The organism is Sneathiella sp., from assembly GCF_002694385.1.
Lineage (GTDB): Bacteria > Pseudomonadota > Alphaproteobacteria > Sneathiellales > Sneathiellaceae > Sneathiella.
This window is the reverse complement of sequence record NZ_NZMB01000029.1, coordinates 1-15,675: the sequence shown is the minus strand read 5'-3', so window position 1 is coordinate 15,675 and position 15,675 is coordinate 1. Positions and strand designations below refer to the sequence as shown.

Annotated in this window: 11 protein-coding genes and 2 pseudogenes; 2 read left to right on the top strand and 11 right to left on the bottom strand. The window is 60.8% G+C overall.

The window, feature by feature from the left end; translation table 11 throughout:
* Nucleotides 1-481, top strand: a 481-nt coding sequence (locus CMN55_RS16855; RefSeq protein ID WP_293951455.1) for a DDE-type integrase/transposase/recombinase, incomplete at its 5' end; no start/stop codon positions are given.
* A gap of 331 nt (nucleotides 482-812) precedes the next feature.
* Here CMN55_RS16855 and CMN55_RS16850 read toward each other — a convergent pair.
* From CMN55_RS16850 to CMN55_RS16810, 9 genes are all read right to left on the bottom strand, one after another.
* Nucleotides 813-1,415 carry an adenylate kinase gene (locus tag CMN55_RS16850; protein WP_293951453.1) on the bottom strand — a complete coding sequence of 201 codons (603 nt, stop codon included), beginning with the start codon at nucleotides 1,413-1,415 and terminating at the stop codon, nucleotides 813-815.
* 83 nt (nucleotides 1,416-1,498) lie between these two features.
* Complete coding sequence (gene copM, locus CMN55_RS16845) at nucleotides 1,499-3,058, bottom strand: CopM family metallochaperone (RefSeq protein ID WP_293951451.1); 1,560 nt, start codon at nucleotides 3,056-3,058, stop codon at nucleotides 1,499-1,501.
* 112 nt (nucleotides 3,059-3,170) lie between these two features.
* The gene (locus tag CMN55_RS16840; RefSeq protein WP_293951449.1) at nucleotides 3,171-3,581 is read right to left on the bottom strand and encodes a hypothetical protein; all 411 of its coding nucleotides are present in this window, start codon (nucleotides 3,579-3,581) and stop codon (nucleotides 3,171-3,173) included.
* A 175-nt stretch (nucleotides 3,582-3,756) separates the two neighbouring features.
* Nucleotides 3,757-4,245 (bottom strand): DUF411 domain-containing protein, encoded by a 489-nt coding sequence (locus CMN55_RS16835; RefSeq protein ID WP_366932106.1) that lies wholly within the window; start codon nucleotides 4,243-4,245, stop codon nucleotides 3,757-3,759.
* A 284-nt stretch (nucleotides 4,246-4,529) separates the two neighbouring features.
* Nucleotides 4,530-6,059 (bottom strand): thymidine phosphorylase family protein, encoded by a 1,530-nt coding sequence (locus CMN55_RS16830; protein ID WP_293951445.1) that lies wholly within the window; start codon nucleotides 6,057-6,059, stop codon nucleotides 4,530-4,532.
* The gene (locus CMN55_RS16825; protein WP_293951443.1) at nucleotides 6,056-7,414 is read right to left on the bottom strand and encodes an MBL fold metallo-hydrolase RNA specificity domain-containing protein; all 1,359 of its coding nucleotides are present in this window, start codon (nucleotides 7,412-7,414) and stop codon (nucleotides 6,056-6,058) included. Before CMN55_RS16825 ends, CMN55_RS16830 begins: the two co-directional genes overlap by 4 nt.
* Nucleotides 7,415-7,421: 7 nt before the next feature.
* Nucleotides 7,422-9,791, bottom strand: a complete 2,370-nt coding sequence (locus tag CMN55_RS16820) for a phosphoketolase family protein (protein WP_293951441.1) — start codon at nucleotides 9,789-9,791, stop codon at nucleotides 7,422-7,424.
* 51 nt (nucleotides 9,792-9,842) lie between these two features.
* Nucleotides 9,843-10,823: a ribose-phosphate pyrophosphokinase gene (locus tag CMN55_RS16815; protein WP_366932105.1), complete on the bottom strand. Its 981-nt coding sequence runs from the start codon at nucleotides 10,821-10,823 to the stop codon at nucleotides 9,843-9,845.
* Between the two features lie 32 nt (nucleotides 10,824-10,855).
* The gene (locus CMN55_RS16810) at nucleotides 10,856-12,970 is read right to left on the bottom strand and encodes a heavy metal translocating P-type ATPase (RefSeq protein ID WP_293951437.1); all 2,115 of its coding nucleotides are present in this window, start codon (nucleotides 12,968-12,970) and stop codon (nucleotides 10,856-10,858) included.
* Nucleotides 12,971-13,034: 64 nt separating this feature from the next.
* On the opposite strand from CMN55_RS16810, the pseudogene CMN55_RS16805 reads away from it, so the two are divergent.
* Nucleotides 13,035-13,493, top strand: a pseudogene (locus CMN55_RS16805) (IS6 family transposase); the annotation flags it as partial.
* Here CMN55_RS16805 and CMN55_RS16800 read toward each other — a convergent pair.
* Both CMN55_RS16800 and CMN55_RS16795 read right to left on the bottom strand, forming a co-directional pair.
* Nucleotides 13,480-14,142 carry a nuclease-related domain-containing protein gene (locus CMN55_RS16800; RefSeq protein ID WP_293951433.1) on the bottom strand — a complete coding sequence of 221 codons (663 nt, stop codon included), beginning with the start codon at nucleotides 14,140-14,142 and terminating at the stop codon, nucleotides 13,480-13,482. The pseudogene CMN55_RS16805 and the gene CMN55_RS16800 sit on opposite strands and share 14 nt — an antisense overlap.
* A 776-nt stretch (nucleotides 14,143-14,918) precedes the next feature.
* A pseudogene (locus CMN55_RS16795) lies at nucleotides 14,919-15,675 on the bottom strand (hypothetical protein); the annotation flags it as partial.

The window sequence follows — 15,675 nt, the reverse complement described above, 5'->3', positions numbered from 1 at the left end:
TTCCAACTGGCGATGGCATATGGACGAAGTATTTGTGAAGATCAACGGAGAAACTCATTATCTGTGGCGAGCCGTTGATCACGAGGGGGAAGTGTTGGAGTGCTTTGTTTCTAAGCGCCGCGATCGTTATGCAGCCCTGGTGTTTCTTAAGAAAATTATGAAACGATACGGAAAACCATCTGAAATAGTAACCGATAGATTACGTTCATATCGTGCTGCGATGAAGGTAATTGGAAATGAAGCATCGCAAGAAACAGGTCGTTGGAAGAACAATCGCTGTGAAAACTCCCATCTCCCGTTCCGGCGAAGAGAGCAGGCGATGCTGAAATTCAGGCGCCGGCGAAGTTTGCAGAAATTCGTTTCAGTCCACTCATCAGTCCATAACCACTTCAACCAAGAACGCCACCTAACTAGCCGAAAAACCTTCAAGCTCCAAAGGAATGCTGCACTGATCGAGTGGCAGCAATTAAGTGCGGCATAGTTAGGGGTACCGTTATCCCGTTTTACGCCAAACAGAGACTACGTCGCATTAGTCTGACAGCACCGGCTCGGGCCTGCTCTCTTGAGACAAGCTAGCAAAAGCCTGTGCGCCTGCGGTCTGTAATCCGCAACAAATGGGGGCGGCAGGCAGCATGCCAATTCGATCTCCGGGAGCGCCGGCCGGGTGGTTCCTCACCGAATGAACAAGGACGACGCACTGCTTTCAGGCAGGTCCGCTTCCGTGATCGACCGCATCCGCCATTCCGATGGACTGCCGGCGCGCTCCTCCGGCTTCTCTCCTTCATCCGGATCCCCGTTCCTTGTCGCCAGGATCAGCGTCGTGATCCCGAGGATGGCTGGGTCAGTACCTCCTCAATCTCGCGCGCCACGTCGTCGATGCCCTGCATTCCATTAACCGTAATGAGCTCTCTCCTTCGGCGATAGTAGTCCAGCAGCGGCTCCGTTTTGTTCCGGTAGGCGTCGAGACGTCTGACAAAGGTATCCCGATTATCGTCGCTGCGAGCGGTGCCGCCAGCGGCCAGCGTATCGGCGACGCGCTTTTCCATTCGCTCGATGAGCGAGGTCTGATCGACCTGCAGTTCAATCACTGCGTCAAGCCTGACACCCCTTTGCTCCAGCATGGCCGTCAGAGACTCCGCCTGCGCGACTGTCCGGGGAAAGCCGTCGAGAATGAAGCCGTTGCGGCAATCCTCTTGATCGATCCGGTCGGATATCATCTGGTTGACCACATCGTCGGGTACGAGTTCGCCGCGATCCATGATTGCCTTGACCCGCCGCCCGGTTTCGGTGCCTTCAGTCACAGCAGCGCGCAGCATATCTCCTGTAGAAAGCGGAGGGATCGAGTGGCGCTCGGCCAGGCGCTGCGCCTGCGTTCCCTTCCCCGCTCCCGGTGGTCCGAACACTATCAGTCTCATTGTCTCTTTTGCCTCTTCGATTTTCGTTGAAATACATGCTCCAGGTCTGGCGCCGGAGCTGTCCCGCTCCGGCGCCGAACTGCCTACTCGTTCGATCCGCGGTAGACGATGCCGTTCGGGCGGTCGCCGACCGGGACGGTCTTGACGACGTCCTGGCTCGCCACGTCGATGATGGACACGGTATCGTCGGCAATGTTGGTCACGAACACGAATGCCCCGTCCGCCGATGCCGAGACGCCGTGTGCGCCGCCTCCTGTGGTGATCGTCTTGACCACCAGTCCAGTTGCGGTCTCGATGACGGAAACCGTGTCGTTCGGCTCCGCCTCGGTGCCCTGGTTGGCCACATAGACGTAGGCGCCATCGGGGGTGGCGAACATCTGGATCGGGTTCGGCCCGACGTCGATCCTGTTCGTCACCTCGCGGGATGCGGTGTCGATGACAGCCACCCGGTTCTCGTCTCGAAGAGAGACGTAGACCTGATCGCCCGCGGGCGTGAACCCGACCTGGACAGGCGCGGCGCCCACCGGAATACGCGCAACCTCCCTTAATTCCTGCGTGTCGATGACGGAAACCGAGCCGTCCTCGACATTGGCCACATAGAGCTCGCTCTCATCCGGGCTGAGGCGCAGCCCGTGCGGATAGGCTCCGGTCGCGATACGCTCGATGACCTGAGCCGATGCGAGATCAACGACTACGATCTCGTTCCCGCCGGACAGCGAAACATAGGCACGCCCGGTGCGATCAGCGACGACATGCGCAGGATGCGACCCGACTTCCACATTGGCGACAGGTTGTGAGAGTCGCTCCGGATCGAGCACCACCAGAACCCCTCCACCCGCTTCGGCCTCGGCATGTCCATCGTCGGCCGAACCGTGCGCGTGGTCGGAGGCGGGGCTCCCGACCGCGAGCAGCAGATTTCCGTCCGGCGTCAGATCGACATTGTGCGGCGATACGCCGATCTGAACGGTTTCGATCGAACCCGTGCCGAGATCGATGGCGCTGATGGAATTGCCGCCTTCATTGGCGGAATAGACGATCCCGCCGGTCTGACCCAGCTCTGCCGGCGCCTCGCCGGCGTTCGCCTCCAGCCATGCCTTCATTTCGGCGATCTCGCGTTCCTGCGCTGCGATGATCTCGTCCGCCCATGCTCTGGTCTGCGGATCGTCGCCATATTGCTGGACGATCCTGGCCATGTCGATTGCACCCTGATGGTGCGGGATCATGCCCCCGACGAAGGCGACGTCCGGGTCTTCGGCCATGACGCCCTCCATCATCGGCCCGTGCATTTCATCCATTGCATCAACATAGGCCTTGGTGAAGTCGGCCGCGTCCGTATTGGCTGGTGCCGACTCTCCGCCCTCGGGCGCGGCCATCCCACCGTGCATCATGCCGCCCTGCATCATCTGCTGCATGGCGCTCATGCACGCCTGGGGCATGGCCTCCATCATCGCCCGGCACTCCTGCGGCATGCCCTGCATCGAAGGCATCTGCCCCGGAGGGGACATGGGAGCAGGAGCCCGTTCCTCCTGCGCCTGCGGCGTCTCCTGGTGATGGGCGTCATGCTCTGCCTGCTGGGCCAGAGCAGCGCCGGAGACCCCCATCAGGAGAGTGGCGGAAAGGGCAATTACAGTTCGGTACATCATCGTTCATCCTTTGGCGCCGGAGAGCCGCATCACATTTTCGGACGCGCGCTTTGCGGCTTTGTCTGATTGTCGGTTGCTGGAGCAGCCGGGAACGACTCCCGGCCGTGCTTCGCTATGCAGTCGACGTCAGACGCGGTGGTCTCAGGATGCCTGATGGATTTCGGCCCAGGTCACTTTGCTGTAACCGAAGGGACGGCTCACCGTCGGAGGTCAGCACCACCGACAACGCCTCGGGAAGCACGGCAGCCATGGTGCAGACCTGGCCGCAATCCAGATCCGGCGCGGCTTGAGGGTGACAGCACCGTTCGTCCGCCGCCTCGCCGCGGTTGTCGGAATGATGCGAAGAGACGTCATGCTGCGCACTGGCAACGGCCTGATTCTGCTGCGAGGCGTGCGTGCTTGAACTGGTATGTGCCATTCCAAGTACAGCGAAAGCGCTGAAGACGAGCAGCAGCAGTCCGGTCAGGAACTGGCGCGGCCAGTCCTTTTTCGACCAGAACGCCGCAGTCGAGCTCCTGCTCATGGCGTGGCTTCCTTCACGCACCGGACGATTGCCCGGCACCGGAAGACATCAGTGCGCTCGCCAGCGGCATCCGAGCTCAGGCAGCCGAGGCTGCTAACGGGAGCAGGTTCCTCCCCGTAGGGCCCGTTCTGCATGGTACTGGTGGCAGTCCGATAGCTCATGAGCAGCGTTCTTCTCAGACCTCCTGCCCGCCGCGGAAACGCCCGAAAACCTTCTGGTCGGCGGGGGCAAACAGAAATACCTCGTAGGGCTCGGCGGTCACGCCGGGGAAGTCCATGCCAGGCGAGCCGGCCGGCATGCCGGGAACAGCGAGGCCCGTGGCCGCCGGGCGCTCGGTCAGGAGCCGCTGGATTGCCGCGGCTGGAACGTGGCCTTCAACGACATAGCCGTCCACTTCGGCCGTGTGGCAGGAGTAGAGCGCTGGTGGTACGCCGAGCCGCTGTTTGAGGCCGTCAATGTTCTGAGATTCAACGATCCGCACAGGAAACCCCGCGGCCTCGATATGCTCGGCCCACCCGGTGCAGCAGCCGCAGCTCGGGTCCTTGGTAACGGTCACGAGTGGCAGGTTTGCCGCATATCCCGTCACCGGCGTTGAGAGCAGAAAAGGGAGTGAGCCGACGCCTGCCAGAAAGGCACGGCGGCTGATCGCATGGTCATTTTGCATCATTAGTCCTCACGAAAGCCGCCGACGACCTCAGCGGAAGAATACGTACTTGATCAATGCGGCAACTACGAGGAGTGCAAGCCCCAGAAGCAAAAGGCTCCAAAGGGTCATGCCCCACATCATGCCGCCTGACATCATCTCGTGCATGGCGAGTTCCTCTTGGTGATGTCTGGACAGATATTATCAACGCCTCTCGCCACCAACCTTGAGGCAGCGCAAGGAAGGGCCGCTTTCCTGGAGAGGCTACGGCGCTCTGTGTCTCGATGCGTTTGGAAGGAGACATGTCACCCCTCGACCTCAATCATGTCGCGTGCCTGCCCTGCGTATTCGAGAGCGTATGCCAGTTCGCCAGGTGTCTCCGCGTGGAGGTGGAGAAGCGGCTGTCCACTGTCCACCTGATCACCCAGGCCGACCTTCATGTGGATGCCGGCTGCCTTTCCTTCCGGTGCGCCTGCAAGCCTGGCAAGTTGGGAAAGCTTGCGGTTGTTGATCTGAACAACCCGTCCAGCGTGTGGCGCCTCCAGCGGATGGACATGGATCGCCTTGGGTGGAATGCGCATCCCACCCTGAGCCTCGCAGATCGCCTCGAACTTCTTCCAGGCGCGTCCGTCAGCCAAGGTTTCGAGTGCGAGCGCCAAGCCTTTTCCAGTCTCAGCTTTCCCGCCGATCTCCAGTGCAGCTCCTGCCAATATGGCGGCACGCATGCGGAGATCGTCCGGAGCGCCGGGCGCACCTTGCAGGACGGCCAGCACGTCGAACGCTTCGAGCGCAGGACCAATGCCTCTCCCAACCGGCTGCGTCCCATCGGTCAGTAGGCATTGGGCGGTCAGGCCGAAGCGAGCCGCTACCGCCGCAATCCGCATGGAAAGGTGAGATGCCGCATCATCGCTGCGCACTTTGGCGGTCGGACCAACCGGGATATCTATGACGACGTGGGTCGATCCCGCCGCGATTTTCTTCGAAAGGACGGACGCGATAAGTTGACCTTCCGTGTCGACGTCCAGTTCGCGTTCCACGCGCACAAAGATGTCGTCAGCCGGGCTGAGGTGGACGGCTCCGCCCCAGACGATGCATCCGCCTTCGGCTTCGACCACGCGCTTCATGGCTGCGATGTCGAGGTCGACAGGGGCAAGGGTCTCCATGGTGTCGGCGGTGCCCGCAGGCGAGGTGATGGCTCGTGATGATGTTTTCGGCATCACCAGCCCGTTGGCCGCGACGATCGCCACGACGATCGGAGTGGTCCGGTTCCCCGGCAGACCGCCGACACAGTGTTTGTCGACGACAACCGGCGCATCCCATTGCAGGCGATCGCCGACCCCGATCATTGCGCCGGTAAGGTAGGCTGTCTCGTTCTCGTCGAGCGGCAGAGCCGCACTCGCCGTCAGGAATGCGGCCAGTTGCACTTCCGTGTAGCGGCCGGCGACTACGTCCTCCACAATCCCCATGAAGGCAGCCTCGTCGAGCCGATTGCCGTAGATGCGTCCACGGACGCTGGCCAGCGACTCGAGCGCGGGGGCATGCGTCACCCGCACCTCTGCGCCTTCGTCAAGATTCAACATCTCCCACGCAGTTTCAGAAAGCCCGACCTCATTGAGGGCCAGCTGCCCGTCGCCCTCCACCTGGAAAAGCGTTGCCTGGAGTTGCCGGCCTCCGCCCGAGACGACGACCTGCGAGCGCGCCGAAAGCCCTTCTGCGCGGCAGACGTGACAGTCGGTCCGCATGACGACAACCGGCTGATGCTGAGTGTGCAACCGCAGGCGCCGAACACGAAGCGTCGCCTGCTCTTGTCCGGGAGGAGAGAGGAGCGTAGTCATAGGTCGAACACCTGATCCTGGCGAGACACGGTGGCATTCCAGCCGAGTTCGCGATCGATCCGGATCCGCAGGGCTTCAGATGCCTCGTCCTCCCCGTGAACGATGAAGACGCGCGATGGCTCGCGCCGAAACTCCAGGAGCCAGCGCATCAATTCGTTGCTGTCCGCATGCGCCGAGAGCACCGACAGATTGGCGACCTCTGCCCTGACCGGTATCCATTGACCGTGGATCTTGATCTCCTGTGCACCCTGAACCATCGCGCGGCCCCGGGTTCCGGCAGCCTGGAATCCGGAGAACAGGATCGTGCTTTTCGGATCGCTCGCGAAGGATTTGAGGTGATGAAGCACGCGACCGCCTGTCGCCATGCCGCTGGCGGAAATCACGACTTTAGGCCAGACGCTGGCGGTGATCGCCTTGGAGCCCTCGACGTCGCGGGTATAGGTGGCGATCTCGCAGATCGCCGTGCATTCGTCATGCGTCAAGCGGTGATCGTCGCTGTGTGCATGAAGGAGGTCCGTGGCATTGATCGCCATTGGGCTGTCGAGATAGATCGGCACGCCTGATAGCCGGCCCGCCGTTCGAAGCTTCCACAGATGAAAAAGGAGAGACTGCGCACGGCCGACAGCGAAGGCAGGGATAACAACCGTGCCGCCACGTTTTACGGTGCGCTCGATTATCTCTCCCAGCACCTCGGTCGTGTCGGCGGGATCGTGGGTGCGGTTCCCATAGGTGGATTCCACCACGATGTAGTCAGCCTCCGGGAACGGGGCCGGATCGGGAAGTATCGGATCGCCGAAGCGCCCAAGGTCACCAGAAAACGCAATGCGGCGACCGTCCCATTCGATGTCTGCGCTAGCCGCACCCAAAATGTGACCCGCATAGCGGAACGTCAGGGTCGCACCGCCGGGAAGCTCAAAGGCGTTTTGGAACGGCACGATAGTGAACATTTCCATGGCGCGTTCCGCATCGCGCACGCCGTAAAGCGGCAAAGCCGGCTTGTGCTTGGAGAAGCCCTTCCGATTGGCGTATTCGGCATCCTTTTCGTTGAGAAAGCCGCTATCCTTGAGGATCAACTCCGCCACGTCTCGTGTCGCCGCGGTGGCGTAGATCCGACCCCTGAATCCATCGCGCACCAGTCGCGGGAGATAGCCCGAATGGTCGAGGTGGGCATGGGTGAGCACCACGGCATCAATGCTGGACGGCGACACTGACAGCGGCGTCCAGTTCAACTCGCGCAGGTTCTTGAGCCCCTGGAAGAGGCCGCAATCGATCATGATGCGCTTGTCGCCGTTGGTGAGCAGGTGCTTGGAGCCGGTGACGGTGCTCGCACCGCCGAGAGATGTTAGTGTCAGCATGATGACCTCAGATGTTGAATGCAGCGATGTCAGCGGGATTTCCGCGGCCTTCCACGGCGTCCCGTTCATCGGGAGCAAGGAGGTCATCCCTGCTCCAGCCAGCGAGAGGAACAGCAGCGTCGATCAGATGCGCCCAGGTGCAGCGATTAGCAAACAGCATCCCTGGCACGTCCAGTGTGCCGCCCCGGCTGATGTAGCCGCGCGCGGCCGTCGTCCGCGGGCCGGAGTCCAGTCGCCGGAGCAGGCCGAGCATGGGTTCGGGTCGCGTATGGGAAACGATCAGGCGCGGAATGCCCGGCGGAAATAGTGCAGCCAGGTTCTCGTCGCTCGCTGTGAAAGCGGCCTCGATGGGATCACGGGGCATGCGGAAGCGACCTGGTTCCAAGACCGCGGTCACGAGCACATGGCGACCATGGCCCCTGAGCCGATGGGCCGCCTTGAGGGCCTCCTCGAGCTGATAGGCGCCGATCGCCACGATTTGAAGTTCGGCTCCTGCCGTCTCGCCCTGCACAAGGGCGGCACCATCGGTGACGAAACGGGTTGCCGCTTCAGCATCGAAGCGGTGCGGCATGTCGCGCTTGGAGACGATCAGGCACCCCACCTGACCGCGACCCTCGTAGATGGATCGGAGCGCAGCCATGGCGCTATTCGCGTCGACCGGGAAAAGCACCCGCGAGGTGTCGGACATCTCGCCCAGCAGCGCTTCGCCAATGGTCGGGTCCTGGTGTGACTGTTCGTTCTTCGCGTTCTCCCAGGTATGGGAAGTGACGACCAGGGGCACCGAAATCCAGCGCGGCTCCTGGCCGGCCTCCCGCTGCCGCCGGGAAAAGACGATCTCCTGCCGCACACCACCAAGCATCTTCATGGCGAAGGCTTCGTAGCTGACGATCAGATTGATCCCGCCCTTGTTGGCCAGCGCCGCGCCCGCGACCGCTTCCTCATTGAGCGCGGTGATGACTGCACCGTCGATCGCGTCGGCAATGCCGGGCTCAGTGGTATTCACGCGATGGCGCAGCCGGTCGAGCGTGGCTCCCATGTGGTTGGAGCGTAACTCGTCGGGATTGCCCACACGCGGGCGGAGCGAGGGGTTGGCGTCCACGACGCGGACGAACCAGCGGTCGAGCGCATGCATCGCGCAATCGGGCGGGTCACCAGCGACCGTCCAGTCCGGTTCGGGCAGGTAGGGTGCGGCCGGGTTGCGCAATGCGAGCGCATGCCGGCTTTCCGGCTCTCGTCCCTGCTTGCGATAGACGGCGATTTCAGCGACGGCGCTCTCGATCTCACCGGGGGGAACGAACAGCGCTCGCGCCGCCTCGTTGAAGGCATCTCTCGCCGGCTGGTCCTGTGCGGGATTGCCGCCGAGAGGTAGATTGTGCGCCGCGTTGGTGTCGGCTCCTGGAAAGCCGAAGCCCTTGACCGTCTCGGCAATGACATAGGGAACAGGAGCCGGGTAGGTGCGGGAGGGATCGGACGTGAAACGTTCAAGTCGCCTTTCAGCCTCGATGATCGCACAGGCGAAGGCCGCAGGATCACGGCCATCGATGATGAAGGGATCAAAACCATTGAGCTTGAGGTGGTCGACCAGCCAGTCCGCGCCGCCCTGTTGCGCAATCTGGACGCGTTCCTCGATGCGCCGGCCGTTAAGGATCATGACTGGAATCGCGAAACCTGAATCCTCGGCGCGCCACCATCGGGGCGTCCAGTCCGAGCCGCGCTGCTCTTCGAAGGCGCCGTCGCTCAGGAAGGCGACGAGGCTCTCGCCGGGCAGCGGCGCATGGACGTACTGGACTTCGGCGAAGCCGAGATAGCCGCCCTCCGAGATGGCACCAGCGGTGTTCGGACCGGCATGGCTGCCGAGCGGGACCGCGGCAGCGCCCTGCGCGTCGATCGCATAGGAATAGAAGTCGGCTGCAAGCTGCGAGAGACCTTTCTCGCTGCGATCATAGCGGCCCCTCTGTGCGGGAGAAACGTCCCCGATAAGTGCATTGACCGCCTCGATCGCGGCGACGGAATGGCCTTGTCCCATCATCCATGAGCGGGTTTTCGCGGTGATCGCGTTGGCGGCGAGATAGCCAACGAAAGCGGGCACCATGTTCAGCGATCCGCCGGTATGTCCTTCAGGCGTCGACTTGAATGCCTCGGCAGGCAGCGACGCGCCGGAAAGGTCGACACGGTGGGCATAGGTCATATGAGCGACAGTCCACATTGCGGCGGAGGTCAGCCGGTCGGCCGCGGCAAGGATGCGATAGAGGGCCTCCGGATCGATCAGGCCAGACGCCGCCAAGGCAGCTACGCGTTCGATCGTCTCATCCTTGTGGCTGATTAAGCCATATCCCTGCTGCCACGTTTCTGAGGTCGCCGTTGTGAATTCGTTCATGTCGTCACCGCTTTCACCAGATTGTTCTTGTTGTCAGGTAACACCGCCGGCTCAGGCCGGCGGATCGCTGGCGGGAAACGAGTCGATTCCCGCCTGTTCCACTTCGTCTGGTGGTTCCGGGGGACGCCGATGCCGAATGAGATCGCCCTCATCCTCGGAGGCTGAGGCAATCGCCTTGGCGATCAAAGAGGCAAGCCCGACGGCATTGCTGTCGTGGGGCACGGAGTCAGTCGAGACGATGCGGTCACAAAGAGCTGCGAGACGTTGGAATGAATCGTCGGCGAATATTCCATGCACCACGGCGACCACAGGCCGAACGAAACCCTGAAGCGGAAGCTGGCGGGCAGCCTCGATCAATGTATTCCCTGAGGACGCTATGTCGTCTGCCAGCACCGGCTGCCGGCCTCGCCATTTGGAAAGGTCTGGTAGCTCAACCTCTACATTGCGGTCGCCATGGCGCACCTTGCGCAGCACGGCGTGCGGAGCACCGATGCGTGCCGCGATGGCCGAGACCCACTGGTCGCTTTCCTCGTCAGGACCGATGATCAAAGGTTTGTCGACTTCGGCGGCGATCCAATCCGCCAGCAGCGGGGCAGCATGAAGTGTATCCGTCTGGATCGTGTAGAGAGGTGACAAGGCCGCATAACGATGGAGATGCGGATCTACGGTCACCAACCGGTCGAAGCTCGCCGAGACAAGCCGCGCGAAGCTCCTGGACGTCACCGCCTCTCCCGGCTGAAAGCGACGATCCTGCCGCATGTAGGAGAGGTAGGGGGCGATCAGGTTGACCTGACGGGCGCCCAACTCTCGCGCTGCATCGGCCGCGAAGATCAACCGTAGAAAACCGTCGTCGGGACGCGCCAGCGTGCAAACCAGGTCGACTACCTTGTTTTTTACGTCCGCGAGGATGCGGACGTAAGTCTCGCCGTCAGGAAAACGCCGCGTTTCCAGCGCGCCCAGTTCCCATCCTCCTTCCTCAGCAAGATGGCGCGCGAACGTTTCGTTACCCGGGAGCGGAAGGATCAGTCGCATGGCAGGAGCTGCCAAGTGTTCGCTTCTGGTCGTCATTTGTGCCTCCTGTAGGAGCGCAGGAACTGGGCGTTGATGGCGACGATGACGGTGCTGGCCGACATGAAGACGGCCGCAACAGCCGGGGTCATCATGAAGCCTGTCCCGAAGGTGATACCCGCCGCCATCGGCACGGCGATCGCGTTATAGGCCGTCGCCCAGATGAGGTTCTGCACCATCTTGCGATAGGTGGCGCGCGAAAGCCCGAGTATGGCTCCGACATCACGCGGGTCACTTCGGACCAGTACGACGTCGGCGGACTCCACGGCGACGTCGGTGCCCGCGCCGATGGCGATCCCGAGATCGGCCACCACGAGGGCGGGCGCGTCGTTCACCCCGTCGCCGACCATGGCGACGGAAAGCCCTCGAGCTTGGAGCTCCTCGATCTTTTGCGATTTCTGATCAGGCAGCACTTCGGCGAAGTATTCGGTGATTCCGAGTTCCTCGGACACCGCCTTCGCAACGCCCTCGGCGTCACCGGTGAGCATGATCGAGCTTATCCCGAGGGATTTCAGTTCGGCGATAGCCTCCTTCGATTCCGAACGGACGATGTCTGCCAGTGCAAAGAGCGCTCTTGGCTCGCCGTCGCGGACAAGGACGACGACTGTCTTGCCCTGTCCTTCCAGATGCTTGAGGCTGTTATGGGCAATGGCGTTGCCCTGCCGCGCCAGGTGCCCGGGGCTGACGATTCGGACGTCCTGACCCGCGACCTTGGCCACAATGCCTTCACCGGTGATGTTACTGACGTCGGTTACCCTGGGGATAGTAATCCCGCGGTCCTTTGCCTCCGCCACGATGCCGTGGGCGATGGGATGCTCGGACTGGCTCTCGGCGGCTGCGGCAAAGCTGAGTTCGTCGTTTTCGTCGCCGTCGGCAAGCAATACGATATCGCTGATGCCGAAACGACCCTCGGTCAGCGTACCGGTCTTGTCGAACACCACGGTATTCAGGTTGCGCGCCCGCTCGAATGCCGCGCGGTCGCGGATCAAGAGCCCGTTGCCGGCTGACAACGAGGTGCTAACCGCGACGACGAGAGGAACCGCCAGGCCAAGCGCGTGAGGACAAGCGACGACCATCACCGTCACCATTCGTTCGATCGCGAATTCGAGTGGCGCGTCCAGCACCAGCCACCAGACGACAAGTGTTCCGAAACCCACCGTTAGCGCGATATAGGTCAACCATGAGGCAGCGCGGTTAGCGAGATCCTGAGTGCGGGACCGGGTGGCTTGCGCCTTCTTTACCAGTTCGATGACCTGCGACAGATAGGTCGCGTCCCCTGTCGCGGTTACCTTGATGGTGACGGCGTTGGCCCCGTTGATCGCGCCGCCGATGGCGGCGGCACCGACTCCCTTGGTCACAGGCCGCGATTCGCCTGTGAGCATAGCCTCGTTGAAACCGGACGAACCCTCAATGATCTCGCCGTCAACAGGCACCTTGGCGCCGGGCCGAATCAGCACACGGTCTCCGGGCTGCAAGGCGGAGATAGCCACCTCGTGGGTTGTGCCGTCAGCGTCGATCTTCGTCGCACTGTCGGGCAAGAGACGGACGAGTTCCTCCAGCGCCCGCGAGGCGCCCATGACCGAGCGCATCTCGATCCAGTGACCGAGCAGCATGATCGCGATTAGAGTCACCAGTTCCCAGTAAAGTTCTTCCCCCGGAAAACCGAACGTCACAGCGGCCGAGAAGAAATAAGCGGCCGAGATTGCAAGCGCGATCAGGGTCATCATGCCGGGCTGCCCTTTGCGCAACTCGGAGATGAAGCCAGTCAGAAACGGCCAACCGCCATAGATGTAGGCAATGGTTGAGAGCACGAAGATGACGTAGCGGTCGCCGGGGAACGTCAAAGCCTCTGCGATGCCAAGCCAATGCTGGATCATCGGCGAAAGCAGAAGGATCGGCGGCGTCAGCACGAGAACCAGCCAGAAGCGACGCCGGTAATCCGCCACCATCGCGCGGTGGTCGTGTCCGCCGTGGCCCGCATGCTCGGAATGGCTGGAGCCGGCGGCGGCTTGGAACTGGGTTTCGCCGCCCTGGCCTTCACCACTTCGATGCGCGCTCGCATCCGCCTGATGGTTCTGATGGCCATGGTGGTGGGAGTGTGGAGAACTCATCAGTAATTCCTATCGTGGTACTGTCAGAAGAAAATAGCTTGATGGGGATTTGCGTTTTTGTAAAGATAACGTTTTTGTAAAGATAAATGGAGAAACTCACTATTTGTGGCGTGCGGTCGATCATGAAGGTGAGGTGCTGGAAGCCTTTGTTTCCAAGCGACGCGATCGCAAGGCAGCAATGGTTTTCCTGAAGAAACTTATGAAACGATATGGAAAACCTCAAGCGATTGTAACGGACAGATTACGTTCTTATCGTGCCGCGATGAAAATAATTGGCAATGAAACAGCACAAAAGGTTGGCCGCTGGTTGAATAATCGCTGCGAGAACTCACACTTACCATTTCGACGACGAGAGCAGGCGATGCTGCAATTCAGGCGCCTGCGAAGTCTGCAAAAATTTGTTTCCATTCACGCATCATTCCATAACCACTTCAACCATGAGCGCCACCTAAACAACAGAGAAACATTCAAGCTTCAACGAAATGCCGCGCTCGCCGAGTGGCAGCAACTTAGCGTGGCATAGTAGTAGGGGCACCGTTTGGTCCTTTTACGTCATACAGAGACCAGTTCGCATTAGTCTGACAGCACCCTTCCAGCGCTCTCAGGCCATCCAATCCCAAAGCGCTTTCGCGATGGTCGTCGCCTTCCGTCATCCGATGGACAATCCAGCGATCGAGGGTTTCCATGTCGTCCCCGAACGCGATGATTTCGAGCGGCGCATCTGGTGCCAGCGCTCGTCTGGGTCGGGCACTGCCGGGAAGGATAGCGCCATGGCGTGCTCTGACGAAACGACCGCTCAGCGCCCGACTTGCATTGAGGCGCTTCAGGAAATGATGCTTGCTGCTGCGTGCCTGCGACAATGGATTCTTGATCCGGAACTTGAACCCGTCACGGTCCTCACTGAGCCACTGTCCGTCGGCTTCGCGGCAGCTCACCCTTCCGCCCTTTACCTCGAGAAACAGCAACCCGTGTTCCGCATGCGCGACGATGAAATCCGCTTCTCCGTCGAACTCGGCACCGTCGCGATCCGCTTCATGCCAGGAGCGCGAATAGTAGCAGTTGTAATCCCCTGGCAGTTTGTCCCTCATGCGTTCGTAGACGCGGACCTCCGAAGACAGTTTCGGATTTTCAAGAACATGACGCGGCAATTCCCTTGGATACATGCGGGCCATCTTCAGGACCTTCCATCCAGAAGCTTGCGGAAGAAACCGAGTTCAGGGTTCGCCGGTGTTCCGACCAGCATGCCGCGATCAAGGTGGCGGTTGAAATGCTCGCACGAGGTTTCCGGCAGAAAGGTGCAGCAGTGACAGGCCGAGGATCCAGATCCTTCTGAGAGCGAGAGGATGCCGCTGCTGCATAGCGGATCCGATGAACGCCACTTAAACAACCGAGAAACATTCAAGCTTCTAAGAAGCACCGCCCTTGCCGAGTGGCAGCAACTTAGTGTGGCATAACCGGCGGCACCTTTGTGCCATTTTACGCCAAACAGAGACTATGTCGCATTCGTCTGACAGCACCGCCATCCACCCCCGGCAATTTGTCTCTTTTCCTGTCTGGCGTTGTAACCGACCGTAACAGGGCGCTTATTCGCCGCCAATCCCTTTGTCGGCAGTGTCTCCGGACCGTCAGATGACGGGTCTTCAGGGCCAATCTGCCCGCCTGTCTCTGGCCGTCTGATGGTAGGGTGAGTTTCACGAGAACAGGCCATTAACAGGGAATTTTTGATAAAAATGATCATTAACAGGGTTAAATCGACGGTCTTGCTCGCAAGAAAAATTATTTTGCGCCGCAAATTCAATGGTTTACTGGCGGAATTCGTCACTTTCCTGTTTTTCGTCATAACAGGGTGATTTAGCCCGATAACAGGGCCTGTTATTATGATTATCAGGGAGTTTCAAGCCTGTTAACAGGTGGATTAGGAAATTCCCGTTAGGCGCTTAATCTGACCTCAATCCGCGGTATCGATCCCGAACTTGCTCCTTTGATCTGACCAGAGGAGCGGAATATCTTCCTTCATCAGAAGGGCAAGCGTCAGATGATCCGGCTGGCGGCCATTCAAGATGGTTTGCTGGATATCGGGAGCCAGAAAAGCGAGCCGGACCAGGTTGCGCCGCCAGGGGGAGGCGGGGGCCGCCTGCAGGACAGACCAGTTCCCTGAATCCCGACCAAGCATCGCATGGGCGCTGCGCAGGGCCCGGATCAAAGAGGGATCGGGTTGCGGCGTGTTTCTGTCGCCCGCGAGGATGTCGGTCTTTCCGCCTCGCGTCTGCATCCGCCAGGGAAGGGTCAGCCGCACCTGGTTTGGCTTAACCAGATCGGGCATAGCCCGTTCCCCGGTATGAAGTTTTTCAATGATCCTGCCAATAAAGTTGAGAGGCAGAAACAGATCGACATGCTTTGCATGGATCTCGAGGCGACTTACAAGCGCGAGCGGGTCCTCCTGTGAGTTGGGAAGAAGACGGTCCAGCGTCTTGATCAATCGACTTTCAAGTATCGTCGCTGAGACACGTCGCGGTGCATTATCCAGCCGGTCCCGCTTTGCCCCGCGCTGCAAAAAGGCGGACACATAATAGCGATAGAGCTTGCCGCCGCGCCCATAGGCAAATGTCGGGGACATTGTCTGGCCGTCCGTATCGAAGAGGCGGCCCGCGAGCAGCGACCCGGCAACGCTCTTTCCGGTCGCCCTGCGTCGCCTGCTGTTCTCA